This window comes from Vibrio sp. CK2-1 (assembly GCF_021726515.1).
In the GTDB taxonomy this organism is placed as follows: domain Bacteria; phylum Pseudomonadota; class Gammaproteobacteria; order Enterobacterales; family Vibrionaceae; genus Vibrio.
The window spans coordinates 1,057,988-1,075,560 of the sequence record NZ_JAKKCJ010000001.1; the positions used below are offsets into that span (position 1 = coordinate 1,057,988).

The following is a 17,573-nucleotide window of genomic DNA, read 5'->3' on the forward strand; positions in this document are numbered from 1 at the left end:
CTACTTCTGGTTAATCAAAACGCTTTCTTGCCATTGGCGTGGAAGTTTACGTGCTGATTTTTCCCATGCAGCAAAGTCAGTCACTGGATGAACATTTTTGTATTGCTCATTTGGCAGTAGCTTGTCTTGTACCGATTTAGGTAAAGTAATGTTGGTGCGGATAGGACGCGCATACCCTTCTGCTAAGTTGATTTGGCCTTGGTCGCTAAAGATATATTCACGAGCAAGTTTGGCCGCATTTGGGTTTTTCGCGTATTTGTTGATTAAGGTGGTGTAACCAGAAATGATAGAACCATCTTGAGGAATATTAACAGTGAAACGCTCACGGTCGATTTTGTCACGATAGTTCAAAGCATTGAAATCCCATAAGATCGCAACTTCAACTTCCCCTTTCTCAAGGTTCGCAATGCTGGGGTCAGTAAAGGATAAACGACCTTGTTTCGCCAGTTCACCAAAGAACTTTAATGCCGGTTTTAAGTTCGCTTCATCACCACCATTCGCAAACGCCGCTGCTAATACTGCATTGTTAGCTTGCGCCGCAACACCCACATCACCTACCGTCACTTTATAGTCACCTTTTAAGAGATCAGCCCAAGTTTTCGGTGCATCTTTTACTAGGTTATTATTTGAGATAAAAGAAATCGTACCGGTATAAGCAAGTGCCCAATGGCCGTCTTTATCTTTTGCCCAATCTGGGATCTCATCCCAAGTCGTTGGTTTATAAGGCTGAGTCACGCCCTTTTTCACTGCAACGCGCGCAAAAGCAAAACCGACATCACCAATATCTGCCGTAGCATTTTTCTTTTCCGCTTCAAACTTAGCAATTTCTTGCGCTGAGCTCATATCCGTATCTTGGTGTTTTAAACCATACTTCTCATTCAAATCTTGCCAAGTGTCTTTCCAGTTTGCCCAACTATCTGGCATTCCAACGCTGTATACCGCGCCTTCTTTCTTTGCTGCAGTCACTAATGAATCGATATCGCTTTCCTTTGCAAATACTGATGAAGAGACACCTACCGCTATCAATGCAGTCACAACATGCTTTATCGGAAATTGAATTGAACGACTTGTTAAGGTTTTCATGTTTTCCATCCTTCTGGACTAGGTCAGTGAGTTCACTAGTTATCCTAGGGAGGAAAAATGACGGTTCCGTGCCACTTTTTTGACAGTTTTAATGACTTTATATGACGGAATCATTTCAGAATTCTCAATCGAAACTTGTCATATTTCTGTTACCTTTGCTGATTAAATTTAATAAGAATTACTCATGGACTAGGTCAAGAATACAAGTGAACAATGCTCCCTTATTTACAACGCAGCTCAGCAAAATCAAGTCGGATCTAAAAAACAAAATTCACTCTGGGCAGTTACAACAAGGACAAAAAATCCCATCAGAAAGGGAGCTGAGTACCTTGTTTGACACTACCCGCATTACGATAAAAGATGCGCTAATTGCACTAGAAACTGAAGGGGTTATTTACCGAGAAAAGCGTCGTGGTTGGTACGTTTCACCAGAGCGATTAACCTATAACCCGCTCTCTCGTTGCCACTTTCATCAAATGGTCAACGACCAAAATCGAACTGCGAAAACCCATTTAATAAAGGTTCGTGAAGAGCTTGCCAATGCTGATTACGCACAAGCGTTAGCCTTAAAGCAACCAGAGCCCATTATCATTATTGAGCGTTTGCGTTTAATTGATGGCCGCGCCGTTTTGTTTGTTGAAAACGTCTTAAAAGAAAAATTATTTGAAGGGATTTTAGATGAATGCCTAACTTCATCGCTAACACTGTTATATCAAAACAAGTACGGCTATCAGACTTCTCATTCGCAATTTGAAGTGATCCCCACCGCAGCCCCTTACCATGTGGCACATGCGTTGAACCTGGCAGAAGGCCAACCCGTACTCAAAATTCAGCGAACTAATTATAAGCAAGATGGCGAGTTGATCGATTGTGAGTTTGAATATTGGCGACCCGATGCGGTGAGGATAAAGATTGGTTAGGGATAACTTAATGTGGTAACCATGGCTATTACTTAATTTCTCTCCCATATCCATACCTGCTATACTCTGCGCCATTAAAATGCATTTCGTTATTTGCACTCACTTTTGGTGGTTTCACTTTTATTTTTAATACCCCAAGAAGTACCCCAAAAGGGCCCGAGGCGCAAAATTTCAAACACAAGGTTAATAAATTCAAATGGTTAACAACGCAATCCAATGGTTCCCAGGCCATATGCACAAGGCTCGTAAAGAGATCGAAGAAGTCATTCCTAAAATTGATGTCATTATTGAAGTGCTGGATGCGCGCATTCCATTTTCGAGTGAAAACCCGCTTATTTCGCAACTGCGTGGTGATAAGCCTTGCGTTAAAGTACTGAATAAGCGCGATTTGTCTGATCCGGAACTGACTCAAATGTGGATCGATCACTTTGAGAAAGAGCAAGGTGTGAAGGCTATGGCGATCACGACTGAAAATCCTCAAGAAGTATTTAAGATCATGGAGTTGTGCCGTAAGTTAGCTCCGCACCGTGAAGCGATTGGTAAAGATATTCGCACTATGATCATGGGGATTCCAAACGTTGGAAAATCTACCATTATCAATACCCTAGCGGGACGCATGATTGCACAAACCGGTAACCAACCAGCGGTAACTCGTCGTCAGCAACGTATTAACTTGCAAAATGGTATGGTGCTTTCAGATACTCCGGGGATTTTGTGGCCTAAGGTAGAGAACCCGCACAGTGGTTTCCGTCTAGCGGCTACCGGCGCGGTAAAAGATACTGCAATGGAATACGATGAAGTGGCTTTTTATACGGTTGAGTATTTAGCTAAGCAATACCCTGAACTACTTAAAGAACGCTACAACATTGATGAATTGCCAGAAACTGAAATTGAATTAATGGAAGCAATTGGTCGTAAGCGTGGTGCTTTACGTGCCGGTGGCCGCATTGATCTACATAAAGCCTCTGAGATTCTGCTACATGAGCTTCGTAATGGCACACTCGGTAAAATTACTCTTGAGCTACCGGAGATGATCACGGAAGAATTAATTCAAGTTGAGATAGAAGCTGAGCGTAAAAAAGAAATGCAAATTAAGAAAAAAGAAGAACGTCGTAAACGCTACCTGCGTAACAAACGTTAATCTTGCTTTTGTAGTCTCTGAGCACGATTTGATTGATTGGCGGCAGGTTTTCCTACCGCCTTTTTTCTTTCTTTGTATAAATGTCGAATTGCCAATAGTGGATGCGGTAGTAACATTCTCGGGCCAGAGTAACGCATCACTAAACGCATTTGCTCTTTTTGCTCAGGTTTATAGCAATGAATTGGGCACTTATTGCACGTTGGTTTGCTTTCGCCATACGGACAGCGGTCTAAACGCATTCGAGCATATTCCACCAAATCGTTGCATTGCTGGCATAACGAGTGCTGACATAGCGAGCCTTCAGCATGATGATGCGCGCGACAATAGATCTCCACCATTGCCGTCACGGTTTTCATTTCAGTGCGTAATGCACCTTGTAAAATATCATCTTGCATCGTTCCAACCTACATCGGTCTTTCTTACTTTTCTTCAGCAATAGAAAGCAATACATCTTCTAGTTGCTGCCATGGCATTAATTGGCTATCGATCACTTCAATGCGAGATTCAAAACCATCCAAACTAATTTGATTCACTGACACCACACTATTCGAGACATTAAAAGCGTAACAACCTTGGTCGGTATTCATTACCGCTTTGACTCGTTCAGCCGTTAGTGCAGACAGCATTGAGAAAAGTTGATCAAAATTAAACGTGAATTCTGCGCCAAATAACCAGCCACAACTGTGATAGCCCTGCCCTTTATTTTCTTTGCGGACAAATTTATCACCAGGCTTTAAACCAAACTGAGGGTCTAGATCATCATGATGGTGGTGGTGGCCATGCTTAGCTTCATCTTGGTCACTTACTATTCTTTCTATATCGAGTAGAGAAAGATCTAACTCGCCTTGAATAGCGGTAACCAAATGCAATTGTTCAGCGTTAGCACTATGCTTTTGCTTAAATGATTCAAACCAAACCGCCAATTGCGCTAAATCACTTTCAGCAACCTGATCGACTTTATTAGCCATAATAATTTGGGCGGAATCGAGTTGATCATTGAAGTTTTGATTTTCAGTGTATTTCTCAATCGACAAATGCCTTGGGTCAACTAATGCTATCGTGGCTTTTAAATCCACATAAGGCATGAATTGTTCAGACAGCAATTTGGCAATCACTTCTTTGGGATGACCTAAACCGGTTGGTTCAATGAGTAAACGATCGGGATTGGTTCGAAGTAATGCATTAATCCCTACCGACATAGGAACGCCCGCAGTACAGCACATACAACCACCGGGGATTTCCTTAATCATCGCACCTTGATCTGTCATCAACGCACCATCAATACCAACTTCTCCAAACTCATTAACTAAAACCGCCCAGTTTTCGTCTTTTGGCTTATTTTTGAGTAAATGCAAAATAGTGGTGGTTTTCCCTGCTCCCAAAAAACCTGTAATGATGTTAGTTGGCACTCTTTGTGTCATGTCCTACTCCGTTGAACCTTGGGTATATATTTTTTTCCGCATTATACTCAACTCATTTGAAGATGCAGTAGATAACCGCCGTAAGTAACTTCAACTACGATAAATAACCAATCGCCATAAACGTAAAAAGCGCACCCATTTGAGTGCGCTTCTCCCCTCGAGACTCAATCGTGAGTATGCGAATCATTAAGCTTTATTTGAGCTATGATCATTGTCGAGGATTTCAATTTATGTCTCTATGTACATCCATATTGTAGTGTTACGTCTAAAAACACATAACCTTCTTGTAACCGGTTACGTAGATAGAAGATGATTTCCTCCGTAATGAAATGTCACTCTCTTCTATCTAATTACAAGAATGGCACAAAAACACCAAATGACAAGTTAGTGAATAGCATCTTCTATCACGCTTTAAGTCACTCACTCGTAACCTAGTCAAAATATTATTATTTTTCGTTATGTACACTTTTAATGATCTAAGTAAAATAACTTTTCGTAACAATTTGATGTAATACTCTCATTGCATCTTATAATGATGTGGAACTTTATTTTTCAATGTATCTATTCTTCATCTAAACAGATACTCGACCTTTTCTCAGCAATGGTGGAAAAATCTAACCTAATGGCCAATTCAAAATCATTTCGAAATTCTCTATCACAATACAAATCTAAAAAGTTTGTTGGTGTCATTCTGACTAGAGACAAGACACCAGTCTCTATTTTATTACTTTCTGTGATTGTGGGGCTTTTGGCGGGTTTAGTTGGCTCTTTCTTTGAAATTGGTGTGCATTGGGTCTCGGAAACTCGTACCGATTGGCTAAAACAAGAAATGAGCTCATTACTTCCTTTGTGGGTATCGGCCATTCTTGTTAGTGCAGGTCTCGCATTTATTGGTTATTACCTGGTAAGTCGATTTGCTCCTGAAGCAGCAGGCTCTGGGATCCCTGAAATTGAAGGCGCGATGGATGATATTCGCCCGGTACGTTGGTGGCGAGTCCTTCCAGTAAAATTCTTCGGTGGGCTTGGCGCTTTAGGTTCCGGTATGGTACTCGGCCGTGAAGGTCCAACCGTGCAAATGGGCGGTAATATTGGCCGCATGGTGTCTGATATTTTTCGCTTAAAAGATCCAGATGGCCGCCATTCGTTACTCGCTTGTGGTGCGGCAGGTGGTTTGGCGGCGGCGTTTAATGCGCCACTGGCTGGCATCATGTTTGTGGTTGAAGAAATGCGACCTCACTTCCGATACAACCTACTCTCGATTAAAGCGGTAATTATCTCTTCTGTTGTGGCGACTATTGTATTTCGTTCAATCAGCGGACAAGCAGCCGTTATAACGATGCCGCAGTATATTGCACCAGATCTCAACACCCTATGGCTGTTTCTCGTCTTGGGTTTGATCTTCGGAATCTTTGGCGTCACCTTCAACCGTCTCGTGACTTGGTCGCAAGATATGTTCGTGTTGATTCATCGCAACGATAGAAAGCGATACTTAATCACAGGTACTATCATCGGTGGTACCTTTGGTCTCCTACTTCTTTACCTTCCAGAGTTAACTGGCGGCGGTATCCAACTTATTCCTGGTGCGACGAACGGCGACTACAGCATCAGCTTATTGCTTATTCTATTCTTTGCCCGAGTTGCAACGACTTTAGTCTGTTTTGGCTCAGGAGCACCAGGGGGTATTTTCGCGCCTATGCTTGCGCTTGGTACTCTATTTGGTACTTTCTTTGGACAACTTGCACTTTATATCGACCCAAGCTTAAACATTGACCCAGGTATGTTTGCTATTGCTGGTATGGGAGCACTTTTTGCGGCAACTGTGCGAGCACCGATCACAGGTATTTTACTGGTAATTGAAATGACCAATAACTACCATCTGATTTTGCCTTTAATTATTACCACACTAGGTGCAACCATTATGGCTCAGCTACTAGGCGGTCAACCTATCTACACTCAATTACTGCATAGAACCTTGAAAAAGGCCAAACTACAACAAGTTGATCTTCCTAAGCATGAAGAAGAAAAAATTGAAGCCAGTGTTGAAGTAGAAGCTGAAATCAACCGTAAGTAATTGCACCAAATAAATCCTTCCTTATTTCAACAAATGCACCAAGTTTGAACTTCGCGATCAAACTTGGTGCATTTTCTTTTATGAATATCACCGATATAACCCAATAAAACTGCGAAACCAATCCAATAACCACATAAATATAAGTGGCATGATAGTTGCTTTATGAGACGGTAGTTGCATCAAAACGGTGCTGATTTTTCACCGTTGTGCATCACTAACCCCAAAGGTTAAATACGTTCATTTTTAGGAGATACGTGAACATGGATGAATCCACCACTCAAGTATATGGCGCAGTACAAGCATTGACCCAAAGCTCTGACACTTTATTTTTATTACTCGGCGCTATCATGGTCTTTCTTATGCATGCAGGGTTTGCCTTCCTTGAAGTGGGTACCGTAAGGCATAAGAACCAAGTTAACGCGTTAGTGAAAATACTGTCCGACTTTGGTGTCTCGACCATTGCTTATTTCTTTTTTGGTTACTGGGTTGCTTACGGCCACTCTTTTTTCGTAGATGCCCCAACCCTTTCAGCAGGTAATGGCTACGAACTGGTTAAGTTCTTTTTCTTATTGACCTTTGCTGCCGCAATTCCGGCAATTGTCTCTGGCGGTATCGCCGAGCGAGCTCGTTTCTACCCTGTGTTGATCGGCACATTCTTTATTGTTGGCTTAGTCTATCCATTATTTGAAGGCATGATTTGGAATGGTAATTTTGGCCTACAAGCATGGTTTGAAAGCACCTTTGGTACTGGTTTTCATGATTTTGCAGGCTCAGTAGTTGTACACGGTGTCGGGGGTTGGATTGCACTAGTCGCCGTGATATTCCTTGGTATGCGAAACGGACGGATCCGCGCAGGCAAACATACTAACTTTGCGCCATCTAATATCCCATTTCTGGCACTAGGTGCTTGGATACTATGTGTTGGCTGGTTCGGCTTTAATGTTATGTCAGCACAAACTATTAATGGTATTAGTGGATTAGTAGCGATTAACTCTTTAATGGCGATGGCTGGCGGAATATTAGCGGCAATGGTGATGGGTAAAAATGACCCAGGCTTTATTCATAACGGTCCACTGGCGGGTTTAGTCGCGGTTTGTGCTGGTTCAGATTTAATGCATCCCATCGGCGCATTAGCAACGGGTGTTGTAGCTGCTGCAATTTTTGTGTGGCTATTTACCTTCATGCAAAACAAAACCAAAATCGATGACGTATTAGGTGTTTGGCCGCTGCATGGCGTGTGTGGAGCATGGGGTGGAATTGCTGCTGGTATCTTTGGACAAACCGCACTAGGCGGAATGGGTGGTGTGAGTTTAACTGTTCAAGTTCTCGGTACACTGCTAGGTATTACCATTGCCGTATTAGGTTCAATTCTGGTCTATGGCACGATCCACAAAGTATCAGGCTTACGTTTAAGCCAAGAAGAAGAATATAACGGTGCCGATTTATCTATCCATAAAATCAGCGCAACCAATGAAGATTAATATTGATTAACTTCAATTGAAGTTGATTCTAAAAAATAGCCACTAACTTTAACGATCCGGTTCAATCAGGAAAAGTGAGTGGCTATTTTAGCAATTGCATTGAATGTTAATTAGGTATTAGCTTGATGCATTTTAGGCAACCAACACGCCCCTCTCACGCCACTTGAATCACCGTACTTCGCTTTCACAATCTTAGTGTTACACACATCCGAAAAAACATAAGTTCCAATTACATCGTTTATATCTTGGTAAATTTCTTCTACATTCGACAAACCGCCACCAAGCACAATCACATGTGGATCAAGCACATTAATGACTGATGCCAAACTACGGGCACACATATCAATAAACGATAAATAATGTTGCTCAGCATTCGTATTGCCAGCACGTTTTAAATCCATGATTTCTGCAGAGTTGTAGTCTGTGCCATGTTGTTGATTGTAGCGTTCAGAAAAGCCTGAACCTGAAATAAAACGTTCAATGCAATTAATTTTTCCGCAGTAGCATTGCTGTGCAAGTCCATCATTATCTCGGTGATATTGTGGCAAGGTATTATGTCCCCACTCTCCAGCAATCGCATTGGGCCCGGAAAGTAACTGACCATTGACGACAACACCACCGCCGCAACCTGTACCAATAATGACGCCAAAGACTGTGCCATGCCCAGCCCCTGCACCATCTTGCGCTTCCGATAATGTAAAACAATCGGCATCATTTGCGATAAATACAGGTTGCTTAACTATGTCAGCAATATCTTTATCCAAATGCTGGCCATTCAAGATTAAGCAATTACAATTTTTTATGGTTTGGCTATCAGGGCTTATTGCCCCAGGTAGGCCGATACCAATCGTCATAGGCTGTTGTAATGTTTGTTGGATACTTTGAATAAAACCGGTGACTGTTGATAAGAATTCAGAGTAACTACTAGTTGGCGTCGGTATGCGCTTCTGATAAATAGTTTGGCCATCTTCCGATAGCACAACCGCTTCAATTTTTGTTCCACCAATATCCAGACCTAAACTCAGCATTTCATTTTCCTTATGAACCTTAATGACCTCTATTTAGATCTACACTCTATTCTTCTACTAGAAAGTAATAAATTAGCTAGAACCGAATAAATCCCTTTTTATGTGATAGAGCGCACTAAAAAATAGAGATCTAGATCACAATATTTAATTTTCATTTTCAACACAAAACAGCAACATTACGACGAGCCAGAGCTAAAAACGGTATCACTATAATCGTAATTCATTATTTAGAAAATGACTCAACAGGCATAAATAAAATATAAACCATTGAAATATAATTTCTTTATTTGACACTACGAACAGTAACATACCATACATAGCACAACCGACATGTACTTCACACTAGCATTCAACAAACCAATCGATGACACCAAATATTTACAAAGGTTTCACACCAATGGATTGATAAACTATTCTTACAGCAGTATTGTGTAGGTAGATTTTTGATTAACTTTATAGTTTTCAATAACTCGCTAGCAAAATCATGGTCCAAGTTTCCTTTGTCGAAGTTATGGATCGCTTGTATGGACAAAATAACTTTATAGTTGGTGCCAATATGAATATTAAACGGATGTCTCTTTACCCTTCTGTCGCGTCGATCATTTCTCTTTCCCTTCTTATGTCGCCACAGGTCAATGCCGCTGCAGAAAATGCCGGAGAGTTTTACCTTGGTGCAAAAACCGGCTGGGCCAATTTCGATTTCTGCCAAAATGGCGGTGATTGTGATGATGATGCCTGGGGTGGCAGTGTTTACGGTGGTTATCAATTTAACGAATGGTTCTCTTTAGAGGGTGGTTATAACTATCTAGGTAACTCTAAAGAGCATATCGCTGGCAATGAAGTTAATAAAACTCAAATTCAGAATGGTGAGCTTGGCGCTAAACTAGATTGGAACCTAACCAGCGCATGGAACTTATTTGGTAAAGTAGGTGGTTCTTATAACTATGTTGATCAAGAAGGTAACTACAACGATAGCGAAGAAAACTGGTCAGTCATGTTGGGTGCAGGTATCGAGTATCAACTAAGCCATAACTGGCGAATCCGTACAGAGTATCAATGGTTTAATAATGTTGGTGAGCACAGCACTACCGACAAAACAGATGTGAACTACTTAACTCTAGGTCTAAGCTACTACTTTGGTAGTTCTGATAATGGTGCCGCGGCAACAGCTGCAGCCGCAACGACCGCCGCAGTAGTTGCTACTCAAGAGCAAGAACCAGAGCCAGTGGTAGAGCCTGCTCCTGCTCCACCAGCGGATCCAGTTCCAGCCGTGACACTTTCAAAAGGTGCATTTGAACATGACTCAACTGAGTTAACACCTGAAGCGAAAAGCTCTCTTGATCAAGTGGTCACTCATTTAAAAGAAAGCCCTGAAACGCGCGTAGATGTCATTGGTTATACCGATTCAACAGGTAGTGCTGAATACAACCAAAAATTATCAGAACAACGTGCGCAATCTGCTTCTAACTACCTAGAATCTCAAGGTATTGATGAATCACGTGTTACCACTATCGGTAAAGGTGAAGAAGATCCGATTGCAGATAATAGTACTGAAGAAGGCCGTGAGCATAACCGCCGCGTTGAAGTACTTTACGAGTAATCAGCTAATATAAAATTTCTCACTAAAGAAGCCACATGATCGTGGCTTCTTTCTTTTCATCACTACCTAAGTAACTTTATTCCCAACTTCAATATCAGAAAATTTAAGCTAGTCCACCTTTGGTTAACTTACTTGGGTCGAGATATCGCTCAAGCTCTTCACGTGATAGTTCGGTTTCTTGTTCGGCTACATCAATGATCGCACGCTTTTCTTTATACGCTTTCTTGGCAATTTGCGCGGCTTTTTCATAGCCAATAATAGGGTTTAACGCTGTCACTAAAATTGGGTTTTTAGCGAGAGCCAAATCCAAGTTATCTTCTCGTACAGCAAAATCTTTTATCGCTTTATCCGCAAGACTACGTGAACTATTAGCAAGTAGTTCAATGCTTTGTAGTAGATTAAAAGCAATCACTGGCAACATCACATTTAACTGAAAATTACCACTTTGCCCTGCAACCGAAATCGTTGTGTCATTCCCCATCACTTGGGTTGCTGCCATGGCTACAGCTTCGGGTATAACGGGATTCACTTTACCCGGCATAATCGATGAACCTGGTTGTAAAGCTGGCAGTTCTATTTCACCGATTCCCGCAAGTGGCCCTGAATTCATCCAACGTAGATCATTGGATATTTTCATTAACGCTACGGCATAAGCTTTCAATTCACCAGATACTGCTACGCTTGAGTCTTGGCTACTTAAATTGTAGAAATAGTTATCGCTTGGTTGGGTGGGTTTTCCTGTTATTGAACTCAGATGCTGAGTAAATAATTCAGCAAACTCTTGTGGTGCATTAATTCCAGTACCGACTGCGGTTCCGCCCTGCGCCAATTGCTTTAAATCAGGCAAGAGTTGTTCTATGCGGCAGCGAGCTTTATCAATTTGCACCTTCCAACCTGATAACTCCTGCCCCATGGTTACTGGCATTGCATCCATTAAGTGAGTACGACCGGTTTTCACAATATGAGACAGTGCCGACGCTTTTTCTTCCACCACTTGACTTAAATGCTCCATGGCAGGAAACAGTTCATCTTCAATTGCTATTAATGCACTAAGCTGAATCGCCGAAGGAATGACATCATTACTACTTTGCCCCATATTGACATGATCGTTCGGCCCAACACGCTGTGCTTGCCCCGTTTCTTCTTCAAGAATTTGGTTTGATAAAGTCGCGATCACTTCATTAAGATTCATGTTGGTGCTGGTACCAGAACCTGTCTGAAAAACATCGATCGGAAATTGGTCTAGATACTCGCCATCTATAATGGCCTGACAACTAGCCTGAATCGCTTTAGACATTGAACTATCGAGTAGACCTAACTCTTCATTCGCTTTAGCGGCGGCTTGTTTAATCATGGCAACAGATTGAATAAAACGAGGTGGCATTGTCAAAGAACTGATTGAAAAGTTATCGACGGCTCGTTGAGTTTGAGCCTGATATAAAGCATCTTTGGGGACTTTTACCTCTCCCATGCTGTCATGTTCGGTACGGTAAAAAGTATTGGAGGGAACAGAAGCCATAACATCATCCTTAAGTTGTGATGGAATGGCTTCAGTGTCGAACCTATTCAGTCGATATGCAAGTTATCATTGTGATAAGGAAAAGTAATTAAACGCTCACCTGTTATCAATTAACGTTGTTTTTCAAATTGCTGAACATCATCAGGGATCACAACCCAGTCTTGCTTTTGACTTGTCCATACATGCATCGCCGGCACAATCATTCGAGTATCATCTAAACTGGCCGTGGCCTTAAATTTGATCATATCGGGCACAGCAGGATTTAATTGATAGATACGGTTACCGCAACCAGCACAAAAATGGCCGATGTTTTCATTGCCGCTGTCTGCAGTACGACTGGTTTGCTTTAGCTCACCTTGAATATCAATATCCTTTGCATCCACAACACAAGTGATACTAAACGCACTGGTGGATAATTTCTGGCATTCTTTACAATGGCAAGCCATTACCACTTTAGGTGCCGCTTTCAATGTAAAGTTCACACTACCACACTGACATTGACCTTTTACTGGATAACTGACATCCGTCATAACTCGATTCCTTATTATTTATTCAATCGGTAGATCATGGTTTGCGCCCCATTCAGCCCAAGAGCCATCGTATACCGCTAGGTTAGTATAGCCACAAAGATAAGCCGCCATCAGGACGATACACGCCGTTAAGCCTGAACCACATGAAAATACCTGCTGTTTTGAAGCGTCTAACTGTTGTGAAAATAAAGCGTCTAAAACTTCTGATGTCTTAAACTGGTGGCCTTCAAGTACTGTACTAAAAGGTAGGTTAATTGAAGATGGAATATGCCCAGAGCGCATTCCTTCACGAGGCTCTGCTACTTTACCTAAAAATCGGTCTTGTGAACGTACATCAATAATTTGAATATCATCATTTGAAATCGCCGCTAACACATCATCTGCATTAAACACTTTATTCGCTTGATAGTTTGCTTTCACATTCCCCATCGCTCTATCTATATCGGAATAAGAATCCGCTAATGGGTAGCCCAATGATTGCCATAATGACACTCCACCATCTAAGACATAGACGTGATCGAAGCCCATTGTTTTAAATATCCACCAGGCGCGAGGGGCAGAATATAAACCTCGAGCATCATAGAGCACCACCACACTATCTTGATTTATGCCTAGCTGACGAGCTTGTTCGGTAAACAACTCAGGACTTGGCATGGTATTTGGGAGCGGATTGGTTAAATCAAGGAAAACATTTTCGATATCAAAAAGCTGAGAGTTGGGTAAATACTGGCGAGGCATTTCTAAGGCTTCACCGACTACGGCATGTTGAGTTGTCGCATCAAGAACAACGACATTATCATCAGAAAAATGGTCGAAGAGCCAAGTTGCAGAAACGAGAGGATAATCAGAGTTCATGGCGGTAATCCTTGTTGATTCACATCACATATAAAAATCAGGGTTTTGGATCAAGACTGTACCAATACAATTAAGGACAACTAATAACCAAAATACAAACTGAAAACGAAACTTACTGGTTTTATGGCGAAAGAGGCGCTGAGCTAACAACGCGCCCGGCCATCCACCTAAAAAAGCAAGTATGTGTAACGTTTTTTCAGGGGTACGCCAATTGCCTTTGATTGACGCTCGCTTGTCTTTCCAATAAATAATAAAAGTGACAAAACTCAGGATTAAGCAGTAAATTAATCCAGCTTGCAGGGAAATCATTAAATCGTACTCTTTTAAGGGTGGCGTAAAATTGATATACGAATAATACTCCACCCCATTACTAACTACTACAGTTTGACTTTAGATCACTTCATTACCAGAAGATTTACTTTGCGAGAACAACTTAATGTTACTTAATGTCGTATCAGCAATATTAGCCAATGCTTCATTAGTTAGAAATGCCTGATGTCCGGTGAATAAGACATTATGACAAGCAGATAAACGACGAAAAATATCATCGGTAATGATGTCGTTTGATTTATCTTGGAAGAATAATTCCTTTTCATTGTCATATACATCAAGTCCTAATGCGCCAATTTTTCCGGCTTTAAGTGCTTCAATGGCATCTTGTGAATCCAGTAACCCACCTCGACTGGTATTGATAATCATCACTTTATCTTTCATTTTACTAAATGATTCAGCATTTAAGAGTTGGCGATTTTCTGGTGTTAAAGGGCAATGTAGAGTGATCACATCTGATTGCTGATAAATATCGTCAAGCGATGTGTAAGTGGCACCAATTTCATTTGCCGCATCACTAGGATATGGGTCGTAGCATAAAACATTCATGCCTAGCCCTTTTAAAATACGCATGGTGGCTAAACCAATTTTACCCGTACCAATCACGCCTGCGGTTTTACCATAAAAGTTAAATCCGGTTAGACCTTCCAAAGAAAAGTTAGCATCACGGGTTCGTTGATAAGCCTTATGAAAACGACGATTCAAACACATCATCATACCAACGGCATGCTCTGCGATCGCTTCTGGCGAATAAGCGGGAACTCTCACAACCTGTAATCCCAACTCTTTTGCGGCTTCTAAATCAACGCGGTCAAAACCAGCACAGCGCATTGCAATCAGTTTAGTGCCTTGCTTTGCTAATTTCTCTAGTACTGGGCGACTTAAATCATCATTCACAAAAGCACAAACGACTTGAGAGTCTTCAGCAATCGATGCTGTTTTTAGATCGAGTTGAAAGTTATAAAAATGGCACTCATAGCCATAATTTTCATTCGCTTGAAGAAACGATCTTTCATCATAAGATTTTGTGCTGAACATTGAGATTTTCATCCGTACACCTCTAATTTAAAGTTTCATGATTTGAAACCCATACTACGCTTCATAAGCTTCAGTCGCACAAATAATTTAAAGATAAACATACAAAATTCAAATAACAAAAAACCAGCACTAGGCTGGCTTTCATCTATTACTCATAAAGAGAAGCATGACACATCAATCGTGAGCCAGTCGTTCGACATGCCATGCATTCATTCTTTTCATCGACATCACGCTAAGTAAGACAATAGCGCCGCCCCCCATCACACAGATCACCGCATAAGGAGCGGTTAACGAGGTTTGTTGAATCAAGCCCGCCAATAATGACGCGCCGCTCATTTGAATAAAACCAAGCATTGCTGCCGCGGTTCCAGCGCGTTCACCAAAGCCAGATAAGGCCATGCTGGTTGCCGGACCAAGCAACAAAGCAAAACCAATACATAGCAATGCCATTGGTAACATGAAACCTGCCGCAGCTGCCAATGGTGAAACAAGTCCCCACTGCTGAACCACAAACTGTAAAACCGCTGAAATAATGAACAGTGATAGCGCAAAGATAACCGTTGGGCGATTACCAAGCTTTTTGATCACCCAAGGTGCGCCAAAGCAAGCACCGATATTAATCAACGCATTGACACCAAATAAACCACTAAATGCTAATTCCGATATACCTAAATGTCCAATCAGCCACACTGGAGAATAAGACACGTAAGTTAAAATCGCGCCCATGCCTGTCATGCAACAAATGGCATAAAAGAGAAAATGGCGATCCATCAGTACAGGCTTATAACGAGCCCAACGGTATAACGCACCATCACTAACCGTATGAGATGGACGAGTTTCAGGGAAGCGGAACGCCACCATGCATAAAATCAAAATGGCATAACAGGTCATAAATACAAATGTTGAACGCCAACCAAAGTGGAGCGCCAGTACCCCACCTAGGGTCGGTGCTAATGCAGGGATCACGCAAATCGCGCCATTCAGGTAGCTATAAATTTTTGCACCATCTTTTACGCTGTAACAATCTCGAACTGCGCTGAATACGACAATGGAAGTCGAGCAAGCCGCTAACCCTTGTAGCACTCGGGCAATTTGTAACAGCTCAAACTCTTGTGCCACGGCGGCTAGAACACTACTCAACCCGTATAAAATGACACCAAACAACGCAACTGGTCGGCGACCAAAACGGTCAGCAAGCGGGCCAATCACAATCTGGCCTAACCCCATTGCGAACAAAAATAGAATTAATGTGGATTGAACTTCACTATTGGAAACAGAAAATTCCGCCGCCATCGTCGGGAGAGACGGTAAGTAAATATCGATAGCTAATGGGCTAAGTAACACCATCGCCATTAACATTGGTAATAAGTTGCGTTGCATTGAATTCTCGTAAAAGTTGGCACATCAGATAAGGCCGCTAGTGTAGCGCTTAGATGTTATGAATAGAAATGGTATAATAGCTAAAGACAATTTCCCTAAAGGAATAACAGTGAATTTAGATAAACTAGCCAGAATCGATCTTAACTTACTTGTAATTTTACAAGTTCTGATTGAAGAACAAAGTGTTACGCGTGCTGCCAGTCGTTTGAATTTAAGCCAATCGGCATTAAGTAAAAGTTTAAACCGTCTACGCGATACGCTAGAAGATCCCCTCTTTCAGCGTACTTCTCATGGTTTAAAACCAACCGCTCATGCCCTCGCATTAGCCAAAATTTTGCCGAGCATACTCCAAGACTTATACCAAATCACTCAACCACCCACGTTTACCCCAGAGACGAGTCACCGTAAGTTTAGTTTTTCTATGGTAGAAAGCGCCTACGAAACCTTGATTCCCTCTTTTATTGGCTCATTACTCAATCAAGCGCCTGATATTCAACTTGATTCTTATCTATGGACTGGCCAATCATTTAACGACTTACAACACGGACAAATCGATTTTGGTATTGCTGGGCGGGATTTGCATCCTCAATCAGAATTTAGTGTCGGAAAGCTACCCGAAGGCATTGAGCACCAAACCTTATTTAAGGATCAACAAGTTTGCTTAGTACGAAATGATCACCCTGTATTAAAAGCTATTAAAGAGACTGACTGGACATTAGAGCACTATTTAGCTTTATCACATGTGCAGGTTAGGTGCGAAGGTAAAGAATGGTGGGCGTTAGATTACTACCTCGCAGAGTTAGGTCATCATCGTAAAATTAATACTACTGTGCCGGATTTTTATGGCGCGGCTAGCGTATGTGCTCATACTGATTTGATCTTCACCCTACCCTCAAGCTTTGCTAGCCACGCACTAAAGCTTTATCCGCTGACTCAATTACCGCTACCCTTTGAATTTATGCCAATGGCTTATGTATTGCTGTGGCATGAAAGAAACAATCAAGATAAAGGTCATCAATGGATACGTGAAACGATATGCCAATCTATTCAACAGGCCGGACTGCCGTACCAACCTACCTCATTATCATAAAACAACGGGTTGTCCCGAATTCAACACCAAAACAATGTAAAAAGGAGCTCAAGTGAGCTCCTTATTAACTAAGTACTATTACTATA

At 41.7% G+C, this 17,573-nt stretch carries 16 protein-coding genes; 6 read left to right on the plus strand and 10 right to left on the minus strand.

Annotation, left to right across the window (positions count from 1 at the left end):
- Window positions 1-1,083, minus strand: a complete 1,083-nt coding sequence (locus L3V25_RS04705) for an ABC transporter substrate-binding protein (protein WP_027695818.1) — start codon at window positions 1,081-1,083, stop codon at window positions 1-3.
- 206 nt (window positions 1,084-1,289) lie between these two features.
- Here L3V25_RS04705 and L3V25_RS04710 point away from each other — a divergent pair, with 206 nt between their 5' ends.
- Entirely contained in the window at window positions 1,290-2,003 is a 714-nt protein-coding gene (locus tag L3V25_RS04710; protein ID WP_237294291.1) for a UTRA domain-containing protein, read from the plus strand.
- 196 nt (window positions 2,004-2,199) lie between these two features.
- Window positions 2,200-3,144, plus strand: a complete 945-nt coding sequence (gene ylqF, locus L3V25_RS04715; RefSeq protein WP_193000208.1) for a ribosome biogenesis GTPase YlqF — start codon at window positions 2,200-2,202, stop codon at window positions 3,142-3,144.
- Here the strand turns inward: ylqF and L3V25_RS04720 are convergent.
- Both L3V25_RS04720 and L3V25_RS04725 read right to left on the minus strand, forming a co-directional pair.
- Window positions 3,141-3,539, minus strand: a complete 399-nt coding sequence (locus L3V25_RS04720) for a nitrous oxide-stimulated promoter family protein (protein WP_237294292.1) — start codon at window positions 3,537-3,539, stop codon at window positions 3,141-3,143. The two genes, ylqF and L3V25_RS04720, sit on opposite strands and share 4 nt — an antisense overlap.
- 24 nt (window positions 3,540-3,563) lie before the next feature.
- Window positions 3,564-4,565 (minus strand): GTP-binding protein, encoded by a 1,002-nt coding sequence (locus L3V25_RS04725; RefSeq protein WP_237294293.1) that lies wholly within the window; start codon window positions 4,563-4,565, stop codon window positions 3,564-3,566.
- A gap of 622 nt (window positions 4,566-5,187) precedes the next feature.
- Here L3V25_RS04725 and clcA point away from each other — a divergent pair.
- Together clcA and L3V25_RS04735 are read left to right on the plus strand one after the other, a co-directional pair.
- The gene (gene clcA / locus L3V25_RS04730) at window positions 5,188-6,636 is read left to right on the plus strand and encodes a H(+)/Cl(-) exchange transporter ClcA (protein WP_237294294.1); all 1,449 of its coding nucleotides are present in this window, start codon (window positions 5,188-5,190) and stop codon (window positions 6,634-6,636) included.
- A gap of 260 nt (window positions 6,637-6,896) precedes the next feature.
- Window positions 6,897-8,117 carry an ammonium transporter gene (locus L3V25_RS04735; protein WP_237294295.1) on the plus strand — a complete coding sequence of 407 codons (1,221 nt, stop codon included), beginning with the start codon at window positions 6,897-6,899 and terminating at the stop codon, window positions 8,115-8,117.
- A 110-nt stretch (window positions 8,118-8,227) separates the two neighbouring features.
- Here the strand turns inward: L3V25_RS04735 and L3V25_RS04740 are convergent, their stop codons facing one another.
- A complete protein-coding gene (locus L3V25_RS04740) occupies window positions 8,228-9,142 on the minus strand; it encodes an ROK family protein (RefSeq protein ID WP_237294369.1) in 915 nt (304 codons plus the stop codon).
- Between the two features lie 559 nt (window positions 9,143-9,701).
- Here L3V25_RS04740 and L3V25_RS04745 point away from each other — a divergent pair.
- Window positions 9,702-10,745, plus strand: a complete 1,044-nt coding sequence (locus L3V25_RS04745; RefSeq protein WP_237294296.1) for an OmpA family protein — start codon at window positions 9,702-9,704, stop codon at window positions 10,743-10,745.
- Between the two features lie 103 nt (window positions 10,746-10,848).
- On the opposite strand, the gene L3V25_RS04750 is transcribed toward L3V25_RS04745, so the two are convergent.
- The 6 genes from L3V25_RS04750 to L3V25_RS04775 all read right to left on the minus strand — a co-directional run bounded on the left by L3V25_RS04750 (window position 10,849) and on the right by L3V25_RS04775 (window position 16,397).
- Window positions 10,849-12,264 carry a class II fumarate hydratase gene (locus L3V25_RS04750; RefSeq protein WP_237294297.1) on the minus strand — a complete coding sequence of 472 codons (1,416 nt, stop codon included), beginning with the start codon at window positions 12,262-12,264 and terminating at the stop codon, window positions 10,849-10,851.
- Between the two features lie 110 nt (window positions 12,265-12,374).
- Entirely contained in the window at window positions 12,375-12,794 is a 420-nt protein-coding gene (locus L3V25_RS04755) for a GFA family protein (RefSeq protein ID WP_237294298.1), read from the minus strand.
- Between the two features lie 18 nt (window positions 12,795-12,812).
- On the minus strand, window positions 12,813-13,649 hold the full coding sequence (locus tag L3V25_RS04760; protein WP_237294299.1) for a sulfurtransferase: 837 nt from the start codon (window positions 13,647-13,649) through the stop codon (window positions 12,813-12,815).
- 24 nt (window positions 13,650-13,673) lie between these two features.
- The gene (locus L3V25_RS04765; protein ID WP_237294300.1) at window positions 13,674-13,958 is read right to left on the minus strand and encodes a DUF1294 domain-containing protein; all 285 of its coding nucleotides are present in this window, start codon (window positions 13,956-13,958) and stop codon (window positions 13,674-13,676) included.
- A gap of 81 nt (window positions 13,959-14,039) precedes the next feature.
- The gene (locus L3V25_RS04770) at window positions 14,040-15,029 is read right to left on the minus strand and encodes a 2-hydroxyacid dehydrogenase (protein WP_237294301.1); all 990 of its coding nucleotides are present in this window, start codon (window positions 15,027-15,029) and stop codon (window positions 14,040-14,042) included.
- A 162-nt stretch (window positions 15,030-15,191) separates the two neighbouring features.
- A complete protein-coding gene (locus tag L3V25_RS04775; RefSeq protein WP_237294302.1) occupies window positions 15,192-16,397 on the minus strand; it encodes a multidrug effflux MFS transporter in 1,206 nt (401 codons plus the stop codon).
- 109 nt (window positions 16,398-16,506) lie between these two features.
- Between L3V25_RS04775 and L3V25_RS04780 the strand changes: the two genes are divergently transcribed.
- Window positions 16,507-17,487 (plus strand): LysR family transcriptional regulator, encoded by a 981-nt coding sequence (locus L3V25_RS04780; RefSeq protein WP_237294303.1) that lies wholly within the window; start codon window positions 16,507-16,509, stop codon window positions 17,485-17,487.
- Window positions 17,488-17,573 lie beyond the last annotated feature (86 nt).

Bases quoted from the DNA above. Each gene is read 5' to 3' on its own strand.
- L3V25_RS04725 (WP_237294293.1), bottom strand. From the start codon at position 4,565: ATGACACAAAGAGTGCCAACTAACATCATTACAGGTTTTTTGGGAGCA.
- ylqF (WP_193000208.1), top strand. From the start codon at position 2,200: ATGGTTAACAACGCAATCCAATGGTTCCCAGGCCATATGCACAAGGCT.
- L3V25_RS04705 (WP_027695818.1), bottom strand. From the start codon at position 1,083: ATGAAAACCTTAACAAGTCGTTCAATTCAATTTCCGATAAAGCATGTT.
- L3V25_RS04765 (WP_237294300.1), bottom strand. From the start codon at position 13,958: ATGATTTCCCTGCAAGCTGGATTAATTTACTGCTTAATCCTGAGTTTT.
- L3V25_RS04775 (WP_237294302.1), bottom strand. From the start codon at position 16,397: ATGCAACGCAACTTATTACCAATGTTAATGGCGATGGTGTTACTTAGC.
- L3V25_RS04720 (WP_237294292.1), bottom strand. From the start codon at position 3,539: ATGCAAGATGATATTTTACAAGGTGCATTACGCACTGAAATGAAAACC.
- L3V25_RS04750 (WP_237294297.1), bottom strand. From the start codon at position 12,264: ATGGCTTCTGTTCCCTCCAATACTTTTTACCGTACCGAACATGACAGC.
- L3V25_RS04735 (WP_237294295.1), top strand. From the start codon at position 6,897: ATGGATGAATCCACCACTCAAGTATATGGCGCAGTACAAGCATTGACC.
- clcA (WP_237294294.1), top strand. From the start codon at position 5,188: ATGGCCAATTCAAAATCATTTCGAAATTCTCTATCACAATACAAATCT.
- L3V25_RS04760 (WP_237294299.1), bottom strand. From the start codon at position 13,649: ATGAACTCTGATTATCCTCTCGTTTCTGCAACTTGGCTCTTCGACCAT.
- L3V25_RS04745 (WP_237294296.1), top strand. From the start codon at position 9,702: ATGAATATTAAACGGATGTCTCTTTACCCTTCTGTCGCGTCGATCATT.
- L3V25_RS04755 (WP_237294298.1), bottom strand. From the start codon at position 12,794: ATGACGGATGTCAGTTATCCAGTAAAAGGTCAATGTCAGTGTGGTAGT.
- L3V25_RS04770 (WP_237294301.1), bottom strand. From the start codon at position 15,029: ATGAAAATCTCAATGTTCAGCACAAAATCTTATGATGAAAGATCGTTT.